The organism is Streptomyces sp. NPDC107517, assembly GCF_055582645.1.
In genome coordinates this window covers 824583-848740 of the sequence record NZ_JBVJPM010000002.1, presented here as the reverse complement: position 1 = coordinate 848740, position 24158 = coordinate 824583, and the positions used below count along the sequence as shown (strand labels likewise).

The window sequence follows — 24158 nt, the reverse complement described above, 5'->3', positions numbered from 1 at the left end:
CCTATGAGTCCTCGGACGAACAAGCCGCACGAGATCGTCGAGCGTGCCCTCGCTCTGTCCTCGGCGGACGGCTGCATGGTCATCGCCGACGAGACGTCCACCGCGAATCTGCGCTGGGCGGGCAACGCGCTCACGACGAACGGTGTGACGCGCGGGCGCACCCTCACCGTCATCGCGACCGTCGACGGCAAGGAGGGCACGGCCTCCGGGGTCGTCTCGCGCTCGGGAGTGACCGCGGCCGACCTCGAACCCCTGGTGCGGGCCGCCGAGGCCGCGGCCCGGGGCGCGGCGCCCGCGGAGGACGCCGGGCCGCTGGTGTCCGGGGTGCCGCACTCCGGCGACTTCACGGACGCGCCCGCCGAGACCTCCTCGGCCGTCTTCGCGGACTTCGCGCCGGCCCTGGGCGAGTCGTTCGCCCGCGCCCGGACCGGCGGCCGCGAGCTGTACGGCTTCGCCAACCATGAGCTCGTATCCAGCTATCTCGGTACGTCGACGGGCCTGCGCCTGCGGCACGACCAGCCGAACGGGACGCTGGAGATGAACGCGAAGTCGCCGGACCGGACGCGTTCCGCGTGGGCCGGACGCTCGACACGCGACTTCAAGGACGTCGACCCGGGCGCGCTGGACGCCGAGCTGGCGCAGCGCCTCGACTGGGCGCGCCGCCGCATCGAGCTGCCCGCCGGCCGATACGAGACGCTGCTGCCGCCGACCGCGGTCGCCGATCTGCTGATCTACCAGCTGTGGTCGGCCGCGGCCCGGGACGCCGCCGAGGGCCGGACCGTCTTCAGCAGGCCCGGCGGCGGCACGCGCGTCGGCGAGCGGCTGACGGAGCTGCCGCTGACGCTGCGCAGCGACCCGAACGAGCCGGGCCTGGAGTCGGCGCCGTTCGTCCTCGCCCATGCCTCGGGCGACAGCGCCTCCGTCTTCGACAACGGTCTTCCGCTGACGGCGACGGACTGGGTGCACCGGGGCGAGCTGGCCCATCTGACGACGACCCGGCACAGCGCGGGCCTCACCGGCCTCCCGGTGGCGCCGGCGATCGACAACCTGATCCTGGACGGGGGCGAGGACCGCTCCCTGGACGAGATGGTCGCGGCCACCGGGCGCGGGCTGCTCCTGACCTGCCTCTGGTACATCCGCGAGGTCGATCCGGCGACACTCCTCCTGACCGGTCTGACCCGGGACGGGGTGTACCTCGTGGAGGACGGCGAGGTGGTGGGCGAGGTGAACAACTTCCGGTTCAACGAGTCGCCCGTCGACCTGCTGGGGCGCGCGGTGGAGGCCGGGCGGACGGAAAAGACGCTGCCCAGGGAGTGGAGCGACTGGTTCACCAGGGCTGCCATGCCGGCCCTGCGGGTGCCGGACTTCAACATGAGTTCGGTCAGCCAGGGCGTCTGACCCCCCATAGACTCGCCCATACACTGGCAAGTACGCACCAGCATGTCTGACCCATCAGCACTTTCAAGGAGACACACGACCGTGACGGACATCGTCGACGAGCTGAAGTGGCGGGGACTCTTCTCCCTGTCCACCGACGAAGATGCACTGCGCAAGGCGCTCGCGGACGGTCCCGTCACGTTCTATTGCGGCTTCGACCCGACCGCGGCCTCCCTGCACGTCGGCCACCTGGTCCAGGTGCTCACCGTCCGCAGGCTCCAGCAGGCGGGTCACCGTCCGCTGGCGCTCGTGGGCGGGGCCACCGGCCAGATCGGTGACCCCCGGCCGACCGCCGAGCGGACGCTGAACGACCCGGAGACCGTCGCGAACTGGGTGTCCCGGCTGCGCTCCCAGATCGAGCCGTACCTGTCCTTCGAGGGCGAGAACGCCGCGACGATGGTGAACAACCTGGACTGGACCGCCGGCCTGTCCGCGATCGAGTTCCTGCGCGACATCGGCAAGCACTTCCGTGTCAACAAGATGCTCACCAAGGACTCCGTGGCCCGCCGGCTGGAGTCCCAGGAGGGCATCAGCTACACGGAGTTCAGCTACCAGCTCCTGCAGGGCATGGACTTCCTGGAGCTGTACCGGCGTTACGGCTGCACGCTCCAGCAGGGCGGCAGCGACCAGTGGGGCAACCTCACCGCGGGCATCGACCTGATCCACCGCATGGCGCCGGACGCCGTGGTGCACGCGCTGGCGACGCCGCTGATGGTGAAGGCGGACGGCACCAAGTTCGGCAAGTCCGAGAGCGGCGCCGTCTGGCTGGACCCGGAGATGACGACGCCGTACGCGTTCTACCAGTTCTGGCTGAACGTGGACGACCGGGACATCTCGACGTACATGCGGATCCTGTCCTTCAAGTCCCGCGAGGAGCTGGAGGAGCTGGAGAAGGTCACCGAGGAGCGGCCGCAGGCGCGCGCCGCTCAGCGGGCCCTCGCCGAGGAGCTGACGACGCTGGTGCACGGCGCCGACCAGTGCGCCGCCGTCATCGCCGCGTCCAAGGCGCTGTTCGGGCAGGGCGACCTGGGCGAGCTGGACGAGGCGACCCTCGCCGCCGCGCTCTTTGAGCTGCCGCACGCGAAGGTCGACACGCTCGGCCCGGTCGTGGACCTGCTCGCCGAGGTCGGCCTCGTGGCGAGCAAGTCGGCCGCCCGGCGCACGGTGAAGGAGGGCGGCGCGTACGTGAACAACGTGAAGGTCGCCTCCGAGGACGCGGTGCCGACGGTGGACGAGCTGCTGCACGGGCGCTGGCTCGTGCTGCGCCGCGGCAAGAAGAACCTGGCGGCGATCGAGGTCGTCGGCGCCTGAGGCAGGACCGAAGACACAGTCGGAAGGGCGGCCCCGCACCTGGTGCGGGGCCGCCCTTCCGGCTGGTCAGGCTCGCTGTTTCTTGCCTCGCATGGCCACCCAGGCCATGTCTCCCAGCCACACGATGACCACGGCTCCGGCCAGTTGGAGCAGGTGCCGGGTCCAGTCGATCCCCTTGGTGTCGTTGACGCCGATCCAGGTGGCGACCGAGTTGCCCAAGACGCTGCCGATGATCCCGAAGACCACCGTCAGCCACAGAGGGATCTGCTGCTTGCCCGGAAGGATCGCCTTCGCGATCAGTCCGAGCACCAGACCCACGATGATCGCCCACAACCAGCTCATGTCGTCGCCTCCTCTGTGGCGCTCTGTGCGCATCTGCGCCCAGTCTCGGCTTATCCGCCATACGGCGCATGTCGGGCGCATCCGTACGCGGTACGGCGCAGCACGTACACGCAGGCCGGGCCTGCCCCGGTCTCGAACACGGAGGAAGCCGGGCGTACCGTGGAGGCAGTCCGGACCGGGGAGAGTCCGGCATGGCAGGCAGGCGGTGGAATGTGATGCGGAAGCAGAGCAGCGGTGAGGTCTTCCGGATCACCGGGGCGAGGCAGGGCCTCGCCGAGGACGTCCGCGGCAGGCAGCGCCGCTATGTCATCTCGATGTCGGTCCGCACCCTCGCCGTGATCCTCGGCGCGGTCCTGTGGAACGTGGAACGCCCGGTCGCGATCGTGGCCCTGGTCCTCGGTCTGCTGCTCCCCTACGTCGCCGTGGTCATCGCCAACGCGGGCCGGGAGAACGTCCCTTCGCTGCCGTCGACGTTCGTCACCGCGCCGATGCGGCCGATGCTCACACCGCCCGCCGCCACCGCCCCCGCGGAATCCGTTCCGCAGGACAACGCCGGTGCGCACGACGCGGAGCGGCGTGATCACTCGGGTGACCGCGGCTGACCACCCGGGATCCGCAAAGCTCAAGAAAAGCTCAGATCAATCATGTAGTTCCGGTGCCGGGCGGCCGGTCCCCCATGACATACTTCGTACGCGCTCCGCATCCCCCGTCGGAGCGACGGACCGACGCCGGGCAGCTCCCCCCGTGGCTGCTCGGCGTCGCCTTTGTTTGGGCGCGTAAGTGTTTGGGGCGGTACCCGTGAGTGACGAAAACCCGATCTGTTCCGCCAAGGGCTGCCGCGTCGACGCGGTCTGGGTGCTCGCCTGGAACAACCCGAAGCTGCACACGCCGGAGCGGCGCAAGACGTGGCTCGCGTGCGACGAACACCGCGAGCATCTCTCCCAGTTCCTCGGTGTGCGCGGCTTCCTGAAGGACGTGGTCGCGCTGAAGGACTGGGAGTCCGGGGACCGCGAGGGCTGAGCGCCCCGGGTCAGCCGCCGATCGCGGACATCGGGCGCTCGGGCTGGAGGAACTTCGGGTCGTCCAGGCCGGAGCCGGCCTTCTTGCCCCACATGGCGAGCTTCCATATGCGGGCGATCTCCTCGTCCCCGCTGTCCGAGCGCAGGGCCGCGCGCAGGTCCGTCTCCTCAGTGGCGAACAGGCAGGTGCGCACCTGTCCGTCGGCGGTGAGCCGGGTGCGGTCACAGGCCGAGCAGAACGGGCGGGTGACGGAGGCGATGACGCCGACGCGCTGCGGTCCGCCGTCCACGAGCCAGCGCTCCGCGGGCGCGGAGCCCCGCTCGTCGGAGCCCTCGGCCGTGAGGTCGAAGCGCGTGCGCAGGGACGCGAGGATGTCACCTGCGGTGATCATGCCGTCGCGCTTCCAGCCGTGCTGGGCGTCCAGCGGCATCTGCTCGATGAAGCGCAGCTCGTAGTCGTGCTCGACGGCCCAGGCCAGGAGGTCGGGTGCCTCGTCGTCGTTCAGCCCCGGCATCAGCACGGAGTTGACCTTGACGGGGGTGAGACCGGCTTCGCTCGCGGCTTCGAGGCCGGCGATGACGTCCTTGTGACGGTCACGCCGGGTGAGGGTCTTGAAGACCTCGGGGCGCAGGGTGTCCAGCGAGACGTTGACCCGGTCGAGGCCGGCCTGCTTGAGGGCGGCGGCGGTGCGCTTGAGTCCGATGCCGTTCGTCGTCAGGGACATCTGGGGGCGGGGCTCCAGCTGGGCCACGCGCTCCACGATGCCGACGAGGCCGGGGCGAAGCAGGGGCTCGCCGCCGGTGAATCTGACCTCCGTGATGCCGAGCTGGGTGACGGCGATCCGGATGAGCCGGACGATCTCGTCGTCCGTGAGCAGATCGGGCTTGGCCAGCCACTGAAGACCCTCTTCGGGCATGCAGTATGTACACCGGAGATTGCACCGGTCGGTCAGCGAGACGCGGAGGTCGGTGGCCACTCGGCCATAAGTGTCGATCAGCACGTGGGCCCCCTCTCCGATGCGGATCTGATAGTGCGAGCCTACGTGATGGGCCTGGCATCAGGGCGCTCCCGATCCCACGGGAGCGGGACGGCCGCATCGTAGATCCCTACGAGGATCTGCGACGCGGCCGTACGAATCCCGAGGTCAGTGGGCTCCCGTACCGGTGAGCGAGCGGACTTCGAGTTCCGCGTACTTGCCGGCGTCCGCCTTCTCCTTGGACAGGACGGTGCCGAGCCAGCCGAGCAGGAAGCCGACCGGGATCGAGATGATGCCCGGGTTCTCCAGCGGGAACCAGTGGAAGTCGACGCCCTTGAACATGGACGTCTTCGGGTTGCCGGAGACGACCGGCGAGAACAGCACCAGGAAGACCGCCGTGAAGAGGCCTCCGTAGATCGACCAGAGCGCGCCCTGGGTGGTGAAGCGCTTCCAGAAGAGGCTGTAGAGGATCGTCGGCAGGTTGGCGGAGGCGGCGACCGCGAAGGCGAGCGCGACCAGGCCGGCCACGTTCAGGTCGCGGGCGAGGGCGCCGAGGCCGATGGAGACGATGCCGATGAAGACGGTCGCCCAGCGGGCCGCCTTCATCTCCTGCTTCTCGGAGGCCTTGCCCTTCTTGATGACGTTCGCGTAGATGTCGTGAGCGAACGAGGAGGACGAGGCGAGGGTCAGGCCCGCGACGACCGCGAGGATCGTGGCGAAGGCGACCGCCGAGATCGTCGCGAGGAGGATCGCGCCCCACGACGAGTCGACCCCGCCGAGGTGGAGGGCGAGCAGCGGCGCCGCGGTGTTGCCCGCCGGGTTGGACGCGATGATCTCGTCCGGCTTGATGAGGGCGGCGGCGCCGAAGCCGAGCGCGATCGTCATCAGGTAGAAGGCGCCGATGATGCCGATCGCCCAGTTCACTGACTTACGGGCGGCCTTGGCGGTGGGGACCGTGTAGAAGCGGATCAGGATGTGCGGCAGTCCGGCGGTGCCGAGGACGAGCGCGATGCCGAGCGAGATGAAGTCGATCTTCGACGTCGCCGTGGCGCCGTACTTGAGTCCGGGCTCCAGGAACGCGGCGCCCTTTCCGCTGTTGGAGGCCGCCTTGCCGAGCAGGTCGGAGATGTTGAAGTTGAACTTCATGAGGACCAGGAAGGTGAGCAGGAGCGTGCCGGCGATCAGGAGCACGGCCTTGACCATCTGGACCCAGGTGGTGCCCTTCATGCCGCCGATGGTGACGTACACGATCATCAGGACGCCGACGAGGGCGACGATGCCGACCTTGCCCGCGTCGGACGTGATGCCGAGGAGCAGCGAGACGAGGACGCCCGCGCCCGCCATCTGCGCGAGCAGGTAGAAGATCGAGACGACGATCGTGGAGGTGCCGGCGGCGGTGCGGACCGGGCGCTGGCGCATCCGGTACGCGAGGACGTCGCCCATCGTGTAGCGGCCGGAGTTGCGCAGCGGCTCGGCGACCAGGAGCAGGGCGACGAGCCAGGCGACGAGGAAGCCGATGGAGTAGAGGAATCCGTCGTAGCCGAAGAGGGCGATGGCTCCGGCGATGCCGAGGAACGAGGCCGCGGACATGTAGTCGCCGGAGACGGCGAGTCCGTTCTGGAAGCCGGTGAACTGACGCCCGCCCGCGTAGAAGTCGGAGGCGTTCCTCGTCTGGCGGCCCGCCCAGACGGTGATCACCAGGGTGGCGAGGACGAACACCGCGAACAGGGAGATGATCAGCGGCCGGTGCTCGCTCGCCTCACCCGCGGCGATCACCTGCGTGACTGCGGAGCTCATGCGCCGCCCTCCATCCGGGACTTGATCGCTTCAGCCCTGGGGTCGAGCTTGGTGGCGGCGTGGCGGGAGTACCACCAGGCGATGAGGAACGTGGTCAGGAACTGGGCGAGGCCGAGGACCAGCGCGACATTGATGTTGCCGAAGAGCTTGGTGCCCATGAAGTCGCCCGCGTAGTTCGACAGCAGGACGTACAGCAGGTACCAGGCGATGAAGGCGACGGTCAGGGGGAAGGCGAACGAGCGGTGCGCGTGGCGCAGTTCGGCGAACTCCGCGCTCTCCTGCTCCGCGACGAATTCCTCCGTGGAGGGCGGTGCGGACCGGGTGCTGGAGCCGCTTTGCGACGGTGGCGGTGCATCGGTGGCCACGGAGTCTCCTCGTGGTGCGGGTGCGGCGGGTGAAACGGACATGTGGTTCTCAGACCTCACAGTGATCTGGATCACCTGGGCCGGGAGGCGATGGTAGGGCCCCCCGAGGTGATCCGACAGGGGGCGGGGATCGTGCGCATGCCCCCTGCTCAACGTCACGGGGGCATGCGCGCACCGGTTCAACCGCGTTGCCCAGTCATGCGTTTTCTTTGGGATTTCATTGCTGGCCTGCGAGGACCCGGGATACGTTCACCCGAGCACCACGCGTCATGTACCTGCCCGGGCACCAACTGTGTTCGGGCTTTTCCATATACGACGGATGATGTGGAGATCCCATGGCTCATCTGCGCTCCAGACGCCGGCTGGCGCTCACCCTGCCGCTCGGCCTCGCCCTCACCGCGTCCCTCGGCTTCCTGCCCGGCGCCGCGTCGGCCGTACCCGCCGACTCCCGTGCCGCCACGGCCGGTTCGGCCACCGCCGACGCCGGGGCCCTCGCCTACGTCGTGAACACCAGGACGGACCACCGCACCCTCGCGTCCGTGAAGAGGGCGATCACCGAGGCCGGCGGGACCGTCGTCGCCTCGTACGACCGGATCGGCGTGATCGTCGTCCACGCGTCCGCCCCGGACTTCGGCAAGCGGATCCGTGCCGTCAAGGGCGTGCAGTCGGCGGGCGCCACGCGCACGTCCCCGCTGGTCGCCGCCGGCACCACGGACGAGGGCGGCGCCCAGGTCCTGTCGAAGGCGCAGGCCACGTCCCTTGCCGCGCACGCCGCTTCGGGCACCGAGCCGCTCGAGGCCGACCAGTGGGACCTGCGGGCGATCGGCGCCGACCGGGCCGCGAGGATCAACCCGGGCAGCCGCGACGTCACGGTCGCCGTCATCGACACCGGCGTGGACGACACACACCCGGACCTCGCCCCCAACTTCTCCGCGTCGCAGTCCGCGAACTGTGTCGGCGGCAAGGCGGACAGCTCGCCCGGCGCCTGGCGCCCCTACGACCCGGCCGAGGACTACCACGGCACGCACGTCGCCGGTGAGATAGCCGCGGCCCGCAACGGCACAGGCGTCGCCGGGGTCGCTCCCGGCGTGAAGGTCGCGGGCATCAAGGTCAGCGACCCCGACGACGGTCTGTTCTACCCGGAGAACGTGGTCTGCGCCTTCGTGTTCGCCGCCGACCACGGCGTCGAGGTCACCAACAACAGCTATTACGTGGACCCTTGGCTCTACAACTGCATGGACGACCCGGACCAGAAGGCCATCGTCGACGCGGTCGACCGGGCCCAGCAGTACGCCCAGAAGAAGGGCACGCTCAACCTGGCGTCGGCCGGCAACTCCAACGACGACCTGGACTCGGACGCGCTCGTCGACGACTCCAGCCCCGACGACTCGACGCCGGTCCACCGCACGATCGACCCGCACAAGTGCTTCGACATCCCGACGCAGCTGCCGGGCGTCGTCACCGTCAGCGCTTCGGGCCCGACGGGCGCCAAGTCGTACTACTCCAGCTACGGCAAGGGTGTCATCGACATCGCGGCGCCGGGCGGCGACAAGTTCCAGGTCCCGGACACCCCGTCGAAGAACGGCCGCATCCTCTCGACGCTGCCGGGCGGCCAGTACGGCTTCCTGCAGGGCACGTCGATGGCGTCGCCGCACGCCGCCGGTGTCGCCGCGCTGCTCAAGTCGACCCACCCGAAGGCCACTCCGGCCCAGCTCCAGGCGCTCCTCAAGGCCGAGGCCGACAACCCGGGCTGCCCGTCGGACCCGTACGACGGGGACGGCGACGGTGTCGTCGACGCCACCTGCGAGGGCGGGAAGCGCGTCAACGGCTTCTACGGCTTCGGCATCGTCGACGCGCTCGACGCCGTCAAGAAGTGACGCGGACCCCGAACCGTCGAGCAGCCACGCATCACCGGCACTTGGGGTGGCCACGGCTGCCCGCCGCTCCACGCATCCCGAACGCAACGACCCCAGGAGACACCATGACGGCGCCCCTCGCGCGCTCCCGCTCCATCCGCCGTTCGATAGCCGTCCCGGCCGGGATGGCCATGGCCACGGCTCTCGCGTTCCTGCCGAACGTCACCGCGTCGGCCGCAGAGCAGGCCGCACAGGCCCCTCAGGCGCCGGTCGCCACGGACGGCCCGTCGCTCAGCTATGTCGTCAACGTGCGCTCGGGACATGGCACTTCGGGCGCCGTCCAGAAGGAGATCGCCAAGGCCGGCGGCACCGTCGTCGTCGCGTACGACAAGATCGGTGTCATCGTCGCGCACTCCTCGAACCCGGACTTCGCGAAGACGATCCGCAAGGCCCGCGGGGTCGACTCGGCGGGTGCCACACGCACCGCTCCGCTGCCCGCCCAGTCCACGGCCGACCTCGGCACCCCGAAGGCGCTGACCGCCGCCCAGCTGGCCGCCACGGCCGGTCAGGCAGCCGCCGGACAGGACCCGCTGGAGCCGTTGCAGTGGGACCTGCCCGCCATCAAGGCGGACAAGGCGCACGAGAAGTCGCTCGGCAGCAGCAAGGTCACCGTCGCCGTGATCGACACCGGCGTCGACGACACCCACCCGGACATCGCGCCGAACTTCGACCGCGGCGCGTCCGCGAACTGCGTGTCGGGCAAGCCGGACACGACAGACGGCTCGTGGCGCCCCAGCGCCTCGGAGAGCCCGCACGGCACGCATGTCGCGGGTGAGATCGCGGGCGCCAAGAACGGCCTCGGCATCACGGGTGTCGCGCCCGGCGTGAAGGTCTCGGGCATCAAGGTGGGCAACCCGGACGGCTTCTTCTACACGGAGGCCGTGGTGTGCGGCTTCGTGTTCGCGGCCGAGCACGGCGTGGACGTCACCAACAACAGCTATTACACCGACCCGTGGTACTTCAACTGCACCGACGACCCGGACCAGAAGGCCCTGGTGAAGGCCGTCGCGCGGGCCTCGCAGTACGCGGAGAAGAAGGGCGCCGTGAACGTCGCGGCGGCGGGCAACGAGAGCTACGACCTGGCGTCCGACGAGATCGCCGACCCGTCGAGCCCGAACGACACGACGCCGGGCGACCGGGTCGTCGACCCGTCCAAGTGCTTCGACATCCCGACGCAGCTGCCGGGCGTCGTCACGACCGCGGCGACCGGGGCCAAGGGCCTCAAGTCGTCGTTCTCCAACTACGGTCAGGGCATCATCGACATCGCGGCCCCCGGCGGCGACTCGACGGCGTACCAGACGCCGGCGCCGCCCGCCACGAGCGGCCTGATCCTCGGCCCGCTGCCCGGCGGCAAGTGGGGCTACATGGCCGGTACGTCGATGGCGTCCCCGCACGTCGCCGGTGTCGCCGCGCTGATCAAGTCGACGCACCCGCACGCCTCCGCGGCGGCCGTGAAGGCGCTCCTGTACGCGCAGGCCGACGCCACGCCGTGCACCGACCCGTACGACATCGACGGCGACGGCAAGGTCGACGCGGTGTGCGAGGGCGGCAAGAACAAGAACGGCTTCTACGGGCACGGCATCGCCGACGCCCTGGACGCGGTGACCAAGTAGCCGCACAGGCAATGCAGTTCAGGTGGGCCGGGCGGCTGCGTCCGGCCCACCTGTTTCGTTCCTCGCGCCGTGCGCGATAGTGCCTGCATGACACATGCACCGGTGGGTGAGGGAACGCGGACGGCCTGGGCGGCTCTCGGCGGCGACCCGGCCCTGACCTCGCGCATCACGTCCGCCGTACGCGACGGGTCACTGCCCGCGCGGCTGCCCGTGATCGACCTGGCGCGCGCGTGCGTGGGCGCGTGCTCGCTGGCCGCGGCCGAGCTGGCCGTCCGGCGCGCCGGACGGCCGCTGCCGCGCGTGGTCCTCGACGACGGGGCACTGGCCACCGCGTTCGTCAGTGAGCGGCATCTGCTGATCGACGGTCGCGCGACGGTCAACTTCGCGCCGCTGTCCCGGTTCTGGCGCACGGCGGACGGATGGCTGCGCACCCACGCCAACTATCCGCACCATCGCGCACGTCTGCTGGCCGCCCTCGGGCTCGGCGACGACACGTCCGTGGAGCGGGTCGCCGCGCTGCTCGCGGAGCGGTCGGCCGCCGAGGTCGAGGAGACCGTGTATGCCGCCGGTGGCCTGGCCGTCGCCCTGCGGACCATGGAGGAGTGGGCCGCGCACCCCCAAGGGGAGGCGGTCGCCGGGCGGCCGCTGCTCGACCGGGAGCGGCTCGACAAGGCGGCGCCCCGGTCGCTGCCCCCGCTCACGGGAGACCCGCTGCTGCCCGCGTCCGGGCTGCGCATCCTCGACCTGACGCGGGTCACCGGCGGTCCCGTCGCCACCCGCACCCTCGCATTGTTCGGCGCGGACGTGCTGCGCGTCGACGCCCCGCAGCTGCCGGAGGATCCGGAGGCCCACGCGGACACCGGGTTCGGGAAGCGGTCCACGCGGCTCGATCTGACGGGCGCGGCGGACCGGCGCGCCTTCGACGACCTCCTCACGGGCGCGGACGTCGTCGTGACCGGCTACCGGCCCGGTGCGCTCGACCGGTTCGGCCTAGCCCCCGAGGCGCTGGCCTCGCGCAGGCCCGGGCTGGTGGTGGCGCAGCTGTCCGCGTGGGGCGCGTACGGGCCGTGGGGCGAGCGGCGCGGCTTCGACAGCGTGGTGCAGGTGGCCACGGGCATCGCGGCCGTGGAGGGGTCCGGGGAGCGGCCGGGGGCGCTGCCCGCGCAGGCCCTGGACCACGGCACGGGCTATCTCCTCGCGGCGGCCGTCCTGCGCGCCGTCACCGAGCAGCTGGACGAGGGCGGCACGCGCGCGTTGCGACTGGCGCTCGCCCGGACCGCGCACTGGCTGACGCGGGAGCTCCGGCACGGGACCACCGCGGCCACGGAGACGTACGACGCCGAGGACCCGGCGCGCTGGCTCACGGAGACCGACAGTCCCGCGGGGCGGCTGCGTCACGCGCTGCCGCCGGCCGGGTTCGCCGGAGGACCCGTCAACTGGGCGCGCCCGTCCGGGCTCTGGGGTACCGACTCGCCCGAGTGGCGCCATGGCTGAAGCCGGCCACGCAGGCGGAATGCCACTGCGCCAGTTGTTTTCCCGGCCTTGCCCGGCTCTGTCACAGCTGGTGAAGATCTTCAGGTGAGTTCCATGCGACCGACCACCGAGGAGCCCGCCCGCGCCGGGGACGACACCGCCCCACACGCCCGACGGCCCGCCACCGGGCGGGCGGTCGCCGTGCTCGTCCTCGTGGCCGCCGCCTCGGTGATCCCCCTGCTCGGGCCCTCCGCCGTCCTCGACGGCACGGGTGAGGCGGCGGCGCCCGGGGTCACCTGTGTGGCGCTCCTTCGAACGCTCCTGTTCGCCGCCCTCTGTGTGCAGCTGGGCGAGGTGTTCGCGGCCCGGCTGACCCGGCGGGTGCCCGGGGCGCCGCCCGGGGACGGACCGCGCAGCTGGTCGGCGTACGCGTCCTGGGCGGGGTTCCTGGCCGCGCTGGGACTCGCGTCGATCGTGGCGAACGGCAACCTCGTGCCGCGGGCGCTCTCCGACCTGGACATCGCCGGGCTCTACGGGACCAGGGACGGCACCCTCGCCCTCCTCGAGGTCAACGCCTTCGTGGCAGCGGCCCTGTGCGCCCGCTCACGCCGCCCGGCGACCGCACTCGCGCCGCTGGCCGCCGTCGTCGTGGGCGAGGCGCTGCGCGCCCACCCGCCGGCCGAGCACACGGCGTACCTGGGCTCGGCCCTGACCCTCGTCCATCTGACGTGTGCCGCGCTGTGGGCGGGCGGCCTGCTGCACGTCCTGCGGACGCTGCGCCGCTGGCGCACGACGGCTCCTGAGGCGGGGGCCGCGCTGCTGGGGCTCTACGCGCGCGTGGCGGCCGTCCTGCTCGCCGCCATCACCGCCACGGGCGTGTGCAGCACGCTGCGGCGGATGCCGGCGAGCACGGTCCTCGATCAGCTGGTGACGACGGCGTACGGGCGCAGCCTGCTCGCGAAGGTGATCCTCGTGGCCGTCGTCTCCGTGCTCGCCCTGGTCGCGCGCGGGCGGCAGCGCCGCGGCGGCCTGGAGGCCGCGTACGCGCCCGCGCGCGCGGAGGTGGCGGTCCTGGGCGTGGTGGTCGCGGTGTCGGCCGTCCTGACCGCGCTGCCGCTCCCGATCCGCTGGTCGTGAACCCCCGCGCGCGGGGCGTCAGTTGGTGACGAGCACCTTGAGGGCGGTGCGCTGGTCCATCGCCTTGTAGCCGTCCGGGACACCTTCGAGGCCGACGGTCAGGTCGAAGACGGGCGACGGGTCGATCTTGCCGTCGAGAATGTCGGGCAGCAGCTGCGGGATGTACGTCCGCACGGGCGCGACACCGCCGCGCAGGGCGATGTTCCGGTCGAACATGACGCTGAGGTCGAGACCGGTGCCGCTGCCGTGCGGCACGCCGACGAAGCCGATGGCGCCGCCGTCGCGGGTGATGTTCACGGCCGTGCTCATGGACTGCTCGGTGCCGACGGCCTCGATCACGGCGTGGGCGCCCTGACCGCGGGTCAGCTCACGGACGGCCTCGATCGCCGCGTCGCCGCGCTCGGCGACGACGTCGGTGGCGCCGAAGCGGCGCGCGATGTCGGTACGGACCTGGTGGCGGCCGAGCGCGATGATCCGCTCGGCGCCGAGCCGCTTGGCGGCGAGGACGGCGCACAGGCCGACGGCGCCGTCACCGACGACGGCGACCGTGGCACCCGCGCGCGCACCGGCGCCGAGCGCGGCGTGGTGGCCGGTGCCCATGACGTCGGAGAGCGTGAGCAGCGCGGACAGGAGGTGGTCGTCCGAGGCGGCGTCGGCGGGCAGCTGCACGAGGGTGCCGTCCGCGTACGGGACGCGGACCGCCTCGCCCTGGCCGCCGTCGTAACCGACCGCGCCCCAGAAGCCGCCGTGCTCGCAGGAGGTGGTGAGGCCCTCGGTGCAGTAGTCGCAGACCCCGTCCGACCACATGAAGGGGGCGACGACCAGGTCGCCGCGCCGGACGCCGGTCACCTCGGAGCCGGTCCCCTCGACGATGCCGAGGAACTCGTGTCCGATGCGCTGGCCGGGCCGGCGGGCCGCCTCGCCGCGGTACGCCCACAGGTCGCTGCCGCAGATGCAGGCCCGCAGGACCCTGACGACGGCGTCGGTGGGGAGCTGGACGACGGGTTCCGGCACGTCCTCCACGCGCATGTCGAACGGGGCGTGGATGGTGGTGGCGCGCATGAGTGGGGGTCCTTCGTGCCGGTCAAGGCGCCGCTGACGGATCGCGTGCGGGGCGCCTCAGGAAGTGGTCGTGCGCCTTTCACGGTACGCCGCCACCGGTGTCGCCCGCGCATCGAGGGGGTGTCCGAGCACGCCGCGCGCCAGCAGGTACTGGGCGGCCACGTAGGTGAGCATCACCCAGAAGCCGGGCCGCGGGAGCTGCGGCCAGTCGGCGATGCCCGTCGCGATGAGCGTGTCCGACAGCAGGAACAGCGCGCCGCCCCACCCCGCCGTGCGGCCCATGCGCGAGGAGCCGTACGCCATGGCCGTCAGGAGCAGGCTGTAACCGGTGACGGGCCCGCGCATGTCGGCCGGCAGGTCGGGCCACAGGAGCGCCACGGTCGTCACGAGCGCGATGCCGTACGCGGCGGCGAGCAGCCCGCCACGCGCGCGTGGCCTGCCCGCGCGCTTGAAGAGCACGAGGTAGCAGACGTGTCCGGCGGCGAAGGACCCCATGCCCGCGAGGAACGCGACATCGGCGTCGAAGAGCAGCAGCAGGTCGCCGCCCCATCCGAACAGCAGCGCGGCAGTCAGGAGCCGCGGGCCGCCGCGCACGACGACGGACGCGGCGAGCAGCGGCATGAGGAGCGGTTTGGCGACGGTGTGTACGAGGTCGGCCCCGGCGAGCAGGGCGATCAGGTCGACGGCGGTCGCCACCGCGAAGGCGGCGAGCAGGAGGCGGGCCGCGCGTTCACGAGCGGGTGCGGGCACGTCCCCGGGCGCCGGGGCCGGAGCCGGCGTCATGCGGCACCCTCGGCTGCCGTCTCGGCGGCCTGGCCCGCGGTGGGGGCGGGGGCCGGCGCCGGTGCGTCCTTCGGCTGCCACCCCGGCCCGCCGAACACCCTGCCGCCCCGCTCGCGCCAGCTGCCGGCCGCCCTCAGGTCCCTGGCGATGGCCACGTACTCGTGCGTGGCGACCCGCAGCGGGTTGTACGTGCTGATGTTCTTGGTCAGGCCGAACACCGGACGCTCGGCCTCGGACACGAACGACCTGAACAGGCGGTCCCAGACGATGAGGATGCCGCCGAAGTTGCGGTCCAGGTAGCCGCCCTGGGAGGCGTGGTGGACGCGGTGGTGCGAGGGGGTGTTGAGGACGAACTCGAAGGCGCGGGGCAGCCTGTCGATGCGCTCGGTGTGGATCCAGAACTGGTAGACGAGGTTCACCGACGAGCAGAACGCGAGCGCGGCCGGGTGTACGCCGCACACGATGAGCGGCAGGTAGAACGGCCACGAGGTCAGGCTCGTCCACGGCTGGCGCAGCGCGGTCGACAGGTTGAACTTGCGGCTGGAGTGGTGCACGACGTGGCACGCCCACAGGATGCGGATGACGTGGTGCCCGCGGTGCGACCAGTAGTAGAAGAAGTCCTGCGCGAGGAGCATCAGCGGGATCGTCCACCACAGGACCGGCACGCGCAGCGGCGTCAGCTCGTAGACCGCCGTGTAGATCGCGACGATCGGGATCTTCCACAGGAAGTCGAAGAACAGGCTGCCGAGCCCCATGCCGATACTCGTCGCGGCGTCCTTGGTCTCGTAGCCTGCGGCGTCGTCATCGGGATGGATGCGCACACTCACGATCTCGACGACGGTGAGCAGCACGAAGGCCGGGATCGACCAGAGCACGACATCGGGCAGGTTCGGCGACATGCCTGCACCGTAGAGCCACGGACGGGCCACGGCTAGACGGTGTTACCGACAAGTATTACCTGAGGTAAGACGCTCGTTGTTGGCGCCTTCCCCCATTGATCTCCGCCGGTTCCCGATCGCTGGCTCAGACCCCGGCCGCCCCCAGGAGCGACCCCGCCCCGTACGTCACGGCCATCGCGAGCGCCCCGCCCGCCATGTTCCGCCACACCGCGGGCCGCACCGCCGCCGAGCCCATCCGGGCACTGCTCCAGCCGGTGAGGGCGAGCGCCGCGAGCACGGAGACCACGGTGACGGGCAGCCGCCAGGCGCTCGGCGGCAGGACGATCGCGAGCAGCGGGAGCAGCGCGCCCACGGTGAAGGCGAGGAAGCTCGCCCAGGCCGCGTGCCACGGGTTGGTGAGGTCGTCGGGGTCGATACCGAGCTCCACGCTCGCGTGCGCCCGCAGCGCGTCGCGCGAGGTGAGCTGCTCGGCGGCCTCCCGCGCCACTTCGGAGGTGAGCCCACGCTCCTCCAGCAGCCCGGTCAGCTCGATGAGTTCGGCCTCGGGGTACTCGCGCAGCTCCCGCTTCTCCTGGGCGAGCGCCGCCTTCTCCGAGTCGCGCTGCGTGGACACGGAGACGTACTCCCCCACGGCCATCGACATGGAGCCGGCGAGGAGCCCGGCCAGGCCCGCCGTCAGGAGCGTGGCGCGCTCCTGCGTGGCGCCGGCCACGCCGACGACGAGCCCGGCGGTGGACACCACGCCGTCGTTGGCGCCGAGCACGGCGGCGCGCAGCCAGTTGAGCCGCGCTCCGAGCGCGCCACCGTGGGACTCCTCGTGCGGTGCGTCCTGCACATCGTCAGTCACCCGACGAGCATCGCACCTGGGTCACCAGATCCGGACCGACCCTCCCCGGGCGAACACGGGACTTGTCGCGTCCTTCGGCGCCTCGTCGAGGGGTTCGCCCAGTTCCTGGACGGTCGGTCCGACGCGGGCGGCGATCGGGTCGAGCAGAGCGAGGTCGAAGCCGTAGACACGGGCCGTGTTGCCGCCGACCATCGCGGCGATTTCCTCGCGCGGCAGCCCCGCGTACGCGATCCGCAGCCCTTCACGCGTGTACGGGTACGTGCCCTCGTCGTGCGGGTAGTCACTGCCCCACATGATCTTGTCGAGGCCGATGCGGTCGCGCAGCGGCACCTCGTGCGGGCGCATGAAGCTGGCCCCCACGTAGCAGTTCTCCCGCCATACCTCGGACGGCCCCTTGCCCATGGAGTCGGCGAGCCCCGCACCGAACTTGGACTCCGCCGTGTTCGCCCGCGTCGCCGCCGCCACGAGTCGCCCGTGGTAGTAGTCCAGCATGTCCAGGACCCCGGGGATCCAGCCCGAGCCCTGTTCGGTGAGGACCAGCTTCAGGCCGGGATGGCGGCGGAACGCGCCGCCGAACACCAGGTGCCACAGGGCCCGGTGCGAGAACCACGTCGTCTCCACCATGAACACGGCGCGCGCCGCCGGTTCGTCGCCGAGCGGCGGGGACGCCGAGCCCGCGTGGTGGTTGACCGGCACACCGAGCTCGGCGCAGGTGGCCCAGATCGGGTCGTACGCGGCCGAGTACAGCTCGGGAAGGCCCGAGCCCGGCGGGGTGCCGGGCAGCAGCAGGCCGCCCCTGAGCCCGGCGGCAGCCGCCCACCTGATCTCCTTGACGGCCTCGTCGACGTCGTTGAGCAGGATCTGGAAGACGCCCGCCCTGCGCCCCGGGGCGGCGGCGCAGAAGTCGGCGAGCCAGCGGTTGTGGGCGCGCAGCCCCGCCCAGCGCCGCGTGAACTCCTCGCGGGTCGGGGCCGGGGCCATCAGGGACGCGGACGGGAAGAACGGCGGGATCGTGTTCGGGAAGACGACCTCCGCGACGATCCCGTCCTGTTCGAGCTCGGCGATGCGCCGGTCCGAGTTCCAGTTGCGGTCGGCGGTGTCCGCGAGCAGATCGGCGTACGGATTGACGTAGCTCGCCGCCCACGCGTCGAACGCGTCGTGGTGGCGGGACTCCAAGTAGGGCCGGTAGTCGAGGAGATCGGCTCCCGCGTGGCAGTCCGCGGAGATCACGGTGTAGCGCTCGCTCATGAGGTCACCCCCAGGGTGGGGAAGTCGTGGTCGGTCAGCCAGTGGCGGCCCACCTCACGCGAGCGCGCCCAGGAGGCCTCGACGGCCGACTGGTCGGCGTCCTGGCCGAGCTCGGCGGGGGTCGGGCCGATGCGGGCGGCCAGCGGGGCCAGCTTCCCGGTGTCGAAGCCGAAGACCTCGGCGGCGGCGAGGCCCAGCATGCGCCGGGTCTCCGCCACCGGGATGTCGTGGAAGGTCTTCCTCAGCCACGTGCGCGTGTCGGGCCAGGTGCCCTCGGGGTGCGGGAAGTCGCTGCCCCAGAGGATGTTGTCGACGCCGATCTCGTAGCGCTGGGCTAGTTCGCGGCGCTTGGTGTTGGTGGCGCAGATGAACACCTGACGGTCCAGGTACTCGTGCGGGGAGCGCTTGAGCTCGGCGAACGGCGAGAGCTTCTTGCCGCCGTGCGCGCCCAGGTAGAGGCGGTCCATGAACCACAGGAGGTTGGGCAGCCACCAGCAGCCCGACTCCGCGACGCCGAACTTCAGGCCCGGGTGGCGCTCGAAGACGCCCGACCAGAGCATGAACCACAGTGGTCGCGCCGGCCACCACGTCACTTCGGAGACATAGATCCCGAGGTGGTCGCCGTACTCGTGGCGGGGCGCCGCCCCGGAGTGCGTGACCACGGGCATCGCGCACTCGGCGGCCGCGGCCCACACGGGGTCGTAACGCCGGTCGTGGTAGGGCGCCTTGTCGACCCACATGGAGGGGATCATCAGCGCGCCGAGCCCGGACTCCTTGGCGCGGTGGACCTCGGCGACGACGCGGTCGACCTCGCCGGTGATGGGCAGCAGGGCGACCCCGCAGTGCCGTTCGGGGTGTTCGGACACGAAGTCGGCGAGCCAGCGGTTGTGCGCCTGGGCGCCCGCCATGCCGAGCTCCGGGTCCTGGTCACCGGAGAGCCCGAGCCCCACGCCGAAGGGCGCGGCAGTCTGGCTGTCCACGGCGTCCGCGTCGGGGAAGACGACCTCGGCGGCCACCCCGTCGCCGTCCAGCTCCTTGAGACGCTGCGCGGAGTCCCAACCGCCGCGCAGGCCTTCCGAGTTGTCGGCGAACCATTTGGCGGCGAACGCGTCGTTGCGGATGCCGAGCCGCGTCGCCTCCTCGCGGCGGGCGCCCCGCTCGCCGAGGAACTCGTCGAAGGCGCGGTGGAAACGGCTGTCCAGATAGGGCCGGTACTCCTCGGTGGGCAGCCCGGCGTGGCAGTCGGAGGAGATGATCAGGTAGGGATCCTGGTCGGTCATCACATGCCCTTCAGTCCAGAATGAAGCTCTCCAGGTACGCCGGGTTCGCGCGCTCCAGCATCGAGGCGGACCTGGCCTTGATCTGCCGGTCGCTGTGCTCGCTCTCGGGCAGCAGCCAGAAGCGGCCGGCCGCGATGCCCTCGGCGACGAAGTCCGCGACCTCCTCGACCGGCGTGAACTCCACTTCCTGGCCCGCTTCCTTCATCGCGGACTCCCACTGGCCGAGGCTGCGGTACGGGGTCCTGCGCGGCCTCTCCTTGGCGTACCGCTCGGGCCGGTTGCGGTGCGACTCCCACAGCCCGGTGCGCAGCATGTGGGGTCCGGGGAAGAGCACGGAGGCGCCCACGCGCGCGTGCTCCGCCTTCAGGTGCGCGTACAGGGACTCGGTCATCGTCACGACGGCCGCCTTGGTGACCGCGTACACGGAGGCGGTGGGCAGCGGGGCGATGCCGCCGTCGCCGGAGGACGTGTTGACGACGTGGCCGGGCGCGCCGCCCTCGATCATGCGCGGCACGAAGGCCTGGATGCCGTGGAAGACGCCCCACACGTTGACCTCGAAGGCCCACTTCCAGTCGTTCGGTTCGTGCTGCCACATGCGGCCCTCGGCACCCGAGCCGACGCCCGCGTTGTTGCACAGGACATGGACGGCGCCGAACCTCTCGTACGCCGCGTCCGCGAGGGCGAAGACCTGGCCGCGGTCTCCGACGTCGACCACGCGCGCGTGCACGGTGGCACCGTCCTCGCGCAGGCCGGCGGCGGCCTTCCCCAGGGCGGACTCCTCGACGTCCGCGAGCACGACCTTCAGGCCGTCCGCCGCGAACCGCCGTGCCATGGCAAGGCCGATGCCGCTCGCCGCGCCCGTGACGACGGCGACCTGTCCCGCCTCCAGCCGCATCAGACGCTCCCCTCGGGCGGCCCGTCGAGGATCTGCTGCGGGTCGTCGTACCGCTGGTGGATGTACGGCAGCAGGGCCTGCGCGCTGACGCGTTCGACGACCCTGCCCTTCTGGTCGGTCGTCTTCTCGCCGATCGTGATCTCGACGACGGCGCGCACCGGAAGGTCGGCGACCGGGTCGTACATCGACTCCCGCAGGACCACGTCCCCGGTGATCCGCTCCAGCTTGCGGACCTTCTCGTTGCGCTGGCAGTGCACGAGCACCGGCTCCATGTCGAAGCCCGAACCGTCCACCGCGGGGAGGAATTTGAAGTAGAAGTCCGTCTTGAGCGCCGGCTCCGGCAGGGGCAGGCCGCCGCTCACCGCGCCGCGCACCTCCACGAAGGCGATGCCGTGCCGGGCGAGTGAGGCGCGCACCACGAGGCCGTCGCGCTCGACGCTCACCTCGCCGAGCTTCTTGGGTTCGCCGAAGACCTCACGGCCGCCGATCAGGGCGCGCTCGTGCGTCATCGGCATGACGAGCGGATACCAGCCCTCGACGCCGCCGTGCTCGGCGGCGACGGCGACCGAGCCGGCGCCCAGGGGATAGCCGGGCAGGTCGACCTTGCTGATGTTGGCCCGCACCAGCGGGCGTTCGGTGGGCTTGAGCGGGGGCGGAAGTACCGCTGCGACCGCGTCCGGGTCGCTCTCCCAGACGGCCACCACCCCCGTGGACCAGATGTCGGGGAGCTTCGAGCTCGCGGTGCGCGCGGCGGAGATCTCCGCCTCCGTGCGTGCTCCGTATCGAACGCGTGCCATGTCGTACCACCCTTCGTCGGCGCGGACTTGCGTGGACGGGCGTGCACTTGCGGATGCTCTGTAACACAGTTACAACAGCTTCCGTGAAGGGTAAAGACACGCGCACGCATCTCGACCGGGAACAGGTCCTCGCCGCCGCCTCGAAGCTGGTGAAACAGCAGGGCCCGCAGTCCCTGACGATGCGCAAGCTCGCCGCCGAACTCGGCACCGCCGTCACCTCCATCTACTGGCACGTCGGCAACCGCGAGTCGCTGCTCGAAGCCCTCGTCGAGCGCACCGTCGCCGACCTCGGCGAGATCCGCCCCCGCGGCGCCACACCCGAGGCGCGCGTCGTCTCCGTCGCCCGCGCCCTGCGCCGGCAGCTGCGCGACCATCCCCACCTCGTCGCGATGGTCCACGAACGCGGCCTGACCGAAAGAATGTTCCTGCCCGCGCAACAGGTCCTCGTGCGCGAGGTGCACGCCGCGGGCCTGCGCGGGACCCGCGCCGCCGGGGTCGTACGGGCGGTGCAGTTCCATGTCGTCGGCCATGTCCTGGTGGAGCGTCAACGCGAGCGCGCGCCCGTGCAGCGGCCCGGTGAGGAGGAGCTGTGGGGCGCACGGACGGCGGAGGGCGACGCCGCCCTGGCCCGCGCGCTCGGCCTTCCGGCCGACCCGGAGAAGGTGTTCGACGTCTCCGTCAGGGCTCTGGTGTCAGGCCTGTTACGGACATAACGGACGCAGCCGCAGGGCCGGGCGACAGAGGTGTCAGTCGTGGCCCGTATCCTCATGGACCATGCTCGAAGACCAGACGACCGCCGCGTCCGCCGCTCCGTGGCCGGCCGCGTATCCGCAGGGATACGCGGTCGTCGACGTGGAGACCACCGGCCTTTCCCGGGACGACCGGATAATCTCCGCAGCCGTCTACCGGCTCGACGCGCGGGGCGAGGTCGAGGACCACTGGTACACGCTGGTCAACCCCGAGCGCGACCCGGGCCCCGTCTGGATCCACGGCCTGACGAGCGACGTGCTCGAAGGCGCGCCCCTCTTCAAGGACATCGCCGAGGAGTTCGCGACCCGGCTCGACGGCCGCGTGCTCGTCGCCCACAACGCGGTCTTCGACTGGTCGATGATCGCCCGTGAGTACGCCCGCGCGGAGCGCACCGCCCCCGTCCGCCAGCGCCTGTGCACCATCGCGCTGTCCAAGGAGCTCGGCCTCCCCCTGCCCAACCACAAGCTGGAGTCCCTCGCCGCGCACTTCGGCGTCGTCCAGCGCAACGCGCACCACGCGCTCGACGACGCGCGCGTGCTCGCCGAGGCGTTCCGGCCGAGCCTGCGGGCCGCCGCGAGCGGCGGGGTGCGCCTACCCCTGCTCGAGTGCAGGCCGCTCACGGAGTGGACGGACGGCGCGGCACGGATCGGCCGCCAGGGCTCGGCCCCGTCGTCACCCTCGTACGGGGGCGGCGGGACGTGGCGCCCCTCGCGCAAGCGCCAGCCGTGCCCGTACCCGAACCCCGGACGGTACGAACCGGGCAAACGGCTCAAGCAGGGCATGCGGGTGGCGTTCTCCGGAGACACCTCGGTGGACCGCGAACTCCTTGAGGACCGCGCCGTCGAGGCCGGACTGCACATCGCGACGAGCCTGTCCCGACTCACCAGCGTCCTCGTCACGAACGACCCCGACTCGTACACGTCGAAGGCCGTCAAGGCGAAGCAGTACGGGACACCGGTCATCGACGAGGCGGCCTTCGGCCAGCTCCTGCGGGACGTGGCCCCGGCGTCAGACGGGTGATTGCGCGGCGACTCGCCCGCCCGCCGCTCGCCCCGCGCGACCGCGACGCCCACCCTGTGGCGCATGGCACGTTGTGAGGTCTGCGGAAACGACTACGGAATGTCCTTCGAGGTGCACGCGCAGGGCGCGGTGCACGTCTTCGACTGTTTCTCCTGCGCCATCCACCGCATGGCACCGATCTGCGAGCACTGCCGGTGCCGCATCGTCGGGCAGGGAGTAGAGGTCGACGGGCACTGGTACTGCGGGGCGCACTGCTCCCGCGCGGAGGGGAAGGTGGGGATCGTCGACAAGGTCTGACCCCTCGGGCACACCCCCGTGATGTCGCCCCACGACCGAGTTGTACGGTCGTGGGGTGTACCGCTTCCTGTTGTCCCGGCAGTGGGTGATCCTCACCCTCATCACCCTTCTCCTCATCCCCACGATGATCGAGCTGGGCTTCTGGCAGCTGCACCGTCACGAGCACCGCGTCGCGCAGAACGACCAGATCGGTGCCGCGCTCGCCGCGAAGCCGCTGCCCGCCGAGCAGCTCACCTCCCCCGGGAAGCCCGTTCCCAAGGCCGAGATCCACCGCAGGGTCTTGGCGAAGGGGACGTTCGACACCGCGCACGAGGTCGTCGTGCGGCGCCGTACGAACACCGACGACGAGGTCGGCTTCCATGTCCTGACCCCGTTCGTCCTCGACGACGGCAAGGTGCTCCTGGTCAACCGTGGCTGGATCCCGGCCGACGGCGCGCAGACCGCGTTCCCGAAGATCCCGGCGCCCGCGCGCGGCGAGATCACCGTCACGGGCCGCCTCATGGCCGACGAGACGACCGCCGCGAGCGGCATCAAGGACATCAAGGGCCTGCCGGACCGTCAGATCATGCTGATCAGCAGCGGCCAGCAGGCCAAGGCGCTCGGCAAGCAGGTCCTCGGCGGCTTCATCGAGCAGACGTCGCCCGAGCCGAAGGGCAACACCCCTCAGCTGATTCCCACGCCCAACCACAGCGACATCGGCCCGCACATGGCGTACGCGGTCCAGTGGTGGCTGTTCGCCGCGGCCGTGCCCGTCGGCTTCGTCGTCCTCGTCCGGCGCGAGCGCCGCGACCGCGCCGAGGCGGCGACGGCGGAAGAGACCCCGGCGGGCCCCGAGCCCGCCACCGTGTAGACCCGGGCCCGCCGCCGTACGCACATTCGCCCTCACCCGCCCG

Annotated in this window: 24 protein-coding genes; 12 read left to right on the top strand and 12 right to left on the bottom strand. The window is 71.3% G+C overall.

Annotated elements, in window-relative coordinates; all coding sequences use genetic code 11:
* The first annotated feature begins 3 nt into the window (after positions 1-3).
* On the top strand, positions 4-1398 hold the full coding sequence (locus tag ACZ67T_RS07615; protein WP_469982196.1) for a metallopeptidase TldD-related protein: 1395 nt from the start codon (positions 4-6) through the stop codon (positions 1396-1398).
* Between the two features lie 81 nt (positions 1399-1479).
* Complete coding sequence (tyrS, locus tag ACZ67T_RS07610; protein ID WP_469982195.1) at positions 1480-2748, top strand: tyrosine--tRNA ligase; 1269 nt, start codon at positions 1480-1482, stop codon at positions 2746-2748.
* Positions 2749-2814: 66 nt separating this feature from the next.
* Here the strand turns inward: tyrS and ACZ67T_RS07605 are convergent, their stop codons facing one another.
* Positions 2815-3090, bottom strand: a complete 276-nt coding sequence (locus tag ACZ67T_RS07605) for a GlsB/YeaQ/YmgE family stress response membrane protein (protein WP_469982193.1) — start codon at positions 3088-3090, stop codon at positions 2815-2817.
* Between the two features lie 191 nt (positions 3091-3281).
* On the opposite strand from ACZ67T_RS07605, the gene ACZ67T_RS07600 reads away from it, so the two are divergent.
* Positions 3282-3692, top strand: a complete 411-nt coding sequence (locus ACZ67T_RS07600) for a DUF3099 domain-containing protein (protein WP_469982191.1) — start codon at positions 3282-3284, stop codon at positions 3690-3692.
* Between the two features lie 196 nt (positions 3693-3888).
* Positions 3889-4110, top strand: a complete 222-nt coding sequence (locus tag ACZ67T_RS07595; protein WP_100592515.1) for a hypothetical protein — start codon at positions 3889-3891, stop codon at positions 4108-4110.
* A 10-nt stretch (positions 4111-4120) separates the two neighbouring features.
* On the opposite strand, the gene moaA is transcribed toward ACZ67T_RS07595, so the two are convergent.
* The 3 genes from moaA to ACZ67T_RS07580 form a co-directional block, all read right to left on the bottom strand.
* Positions 4121-5110, bottom strand: a complete 990-nt coding sequence (moaA, locus tag ACZ67T_RS07590; protein WP_469982189.1) for a GTP 3',8-cyclase MoaA — start codon at positions 5108-5110, stop codon at positions 4121-4123.
* 144 nt (positions 5111-5254) lie between these two features.
* Positions 5255-6883 carry a solute symporter family protein gene (locus tag ACZ67T_RS07585; protein WP_469982187.1) on the bottom strand — a complete coding sequence of 543 codons (1629 nt, stop codon included), beginning with the start codon at positions 6881-6883 and terminating at the stop codon, positions 5255-5257.
* Complete coding sequence (locus ACZ67T_RS07580) at positions 6880-7248, bottom strand: DUF485 domain-containing protein (RefSeq protein WP_469982186.1); 369 nt, start codon at positions 7246-7248, stop codon at positions 6880-6882. The genes ACZ67T_RS07585 and ACZ67T_RS07580 overlap by 4 nt, the downstream gene beginning before the upstream one ends.
* Before the next feature lie 335 nt (positions 7249-7583).
* Here ACZ67T_RS07580 and ACZ67T_RS07575 point away from each other — a divergent pair, with 335 nt between their 5' ends.
* The 4 genes from ACZ67T_RS07575 to ACZ67T_RS07560 all read left to right on the top strand — a co-directional run bounded on the left by ACZ67T_RS07575 (position 7584) and on the right by ACZ67T_RS07560 (position 13387).
* Positions 7584-9125: a S8 family serine peptidase gene (locus tag ACZ67T_RS07575; RefSeq protein ID WP_469982184.1), complete on the top strand. Its 1542-nt coding sequence runs from the start codon at positions 7584-7586 to the stop codon at positions 9123-9125.
* A gap of 104 nt (positions 9126-9229) precedes the next feature.
* Positions 9230-10777 carry a S8 family peptidase gene (locus tag ACZ67T_RS07570; RefSeq protein ID WP_469982183.1) on the top strand — a complete coding sequence of 516 codons (1548 nt, stop codon included), beginning with the start codon at positions 9230-9232 and terminating at the stop codon, positions 10775-10777.
* An 87-nt stretch (positions 10778-10864) separates the two neighbouring features.
* Positions 10865-12271 (top strand): CoA transferase, encoded by a 1407-nt coding sequence (locus ACZ67T_RS07565; RefSeq protein ID WP_469982182.1) that lies wholly within the window; start codon positions 10865-10867, stop codon positions 12269-12271.
* Positions 12272-12364: 93 nt separating this feature from the next.
* Complete coding sequence (locus tag ACZ67T_RS07560) at positions 12365-13387, top strand: CopD family protein (protein WP_469982180.1); 1023 nt, start codon at positions 12365-12367, stop codon at positions 13385-13387.
* A gap of 18 nt (positions 13388-13405) precedes the next feature.
* Here the strand turns inward: ACZ67T_RS07560 and ACZ67T_RS07555 are convergent, their stop codons facing one another.
* The 8 genes from ACZ67T_RS07555 to ACZ67T_RS07520 form a co-directional block, all read right to left on the bottom strand.
* Positions 13406-14449, bottom strand: a complete 1044-nt coding sequence (locus tag ACZ67T_RS07555; RefSeq protein WP_469982178.1) for a zinc-dependent alcohol dehydrogenase family protein — start codon at positions 14447-14449, stop codon at positions 13406-13408.
* A 57-nt stretch (positions 14450-14506) separates the two neighbouring features.
* On the bottom strand, positions 14507-15232 hold the full coding sequence (locus ACZ67T_RS07550; protein WP_469982177.1) for a lysoplasmalogenase: 726 nt from the start codon (positions 15230-15232) through the stop codon (positions 14507-14509).
* Complete coding sequence (locus tag ACZ67T_RS07545) at positions 15229-16131, bottom strand: sterol desaturase family protein (RefSeq protein WP_469982175.1); 903 nt, start codon at positions 16129-16131, stop codon at positions 15229-15231. The genes ACZ67T_RS07550 and ACZ67T_RS07545 overlap by 4 nt, the downstream gene beginning before the upstream one ends.
* A 124-nt stretch (positions 16132-16255) precedes the next feature.
* A complete protein-coding gene (locus ACZ67T_RS07540; protein ID WP_469982174.1) occupies positions 16256-16978 on the bottom strand; it encodes a VIT1/CCC1 transporter family protein in 723 nt (240 codons plus the stop codon).
* A 21-nt stretch (positions 16979-16999) separates the two neighbouring features.
* Positions 17000-18226, bottom strand: coding sequence for an amidohydrolase family protein (locus ACZ67T_RS07535; RefSeq protein ID WP_469982173.1), 1227 nt, complete (start codon positions 18224-18226; stop codon positions 17000-17002).
* The gene (locus ACZ67T_RS07530; RefSeq protein WP_469982171.1) at positions 18223-19506 is read right to left on the bottom strand and encodes an amidohydrolase family protein; all 1284 of its coding nucleotides are present in this window, start codon (positions 19504-19506) and stop codon (positions 18223-18225) included. The genes ACZ67T_RS07535 and ACZ67T_RS07530 overlap by 4 nt, the downstream gene beginning before the upstream one ends.
* 10 nt (positions 19507-19516) lie before the next feature.
* Positions 19517-20401, bottom strand: a complete 885-nt coding sequence (locus ACZ67T_RS07525) for an SDR family NAD(P)-dependent oxidoreductase (RefSeq protein ID WP_469982170.1) — start codon at positions 20399-20401, stop codon at positions 19517-19519.
* Positions 20401-21198 carry an acetoacetate decarboxylase family protein gene (locus tag ACZ67T_RS07520; protein ID WP_469982168.1) on the bottom strand — a complete coding sequence of 266 codons (798 nt, stop codon included), beginning with the start codon at positions 21196-21198 and terminating at the stop codon, positions 20401-20403. Before ACZ67T_RS07520 ends, ACZ67T_RS07525 begins: the two co-directional genes overlap by 1 nt.
* 83 nt (positions 21199-21281) lie before the next feature.
* Here ACZ67T_RS07520 and ACZ67T_RS07515 point away from each other — a divergent pair, with 83 nt between their 5' ends.
* From ACZ67T_RS07515 to ACZ67T_RS07500, 4 genes are all read left to right on the top strand, one after another.
* A complete protein-coding gene (locus tag ACZ67T_RS07515) occupies positions 21282-21911 on the top strand; it encodes a TetR/AcrR family transcriptional regulator (RefSeq protein ID WP_469982166.1) in 630 nt (209 codons plus the stop codon).
* Positions 21912-21972: 61 nt separating this feature from the next.
* Entirely contained in the window at positions 21973-22968 is a 996-nt protein-coding gene (locus tag ACZ67T_RS07510) for a DEDDh family exonuclease (RefSeq protein WP_469982164.1), read from the top strand.
* Positions 22969-23031: 63 nt separating this feature from the next.
* Complete coding sequence (locus ACZ67T_RS07505) at positions 23032-23265, top strand: hypothetical protein (protein WP_100592621.1); 234 nt, start codon at positions 23032-23034, stop codon at positions 23263-23265.
* Positions 23266-23320: 55 nt separating this feature from the next.
* Complete coding sequence (locus tag ACZ67T_RS07500) at positions 23321-24115, top strand: SURF1 family cytochrome oxidase biogenesis protein (RefSeq protein ID WP_469982162.1); 795 nt, start codon at positions 23321-23323, stop codon at positions 24113-24115.
* The last annotated feature ends 43 nt before the right edge of the window (positions 24116-24158 follow it).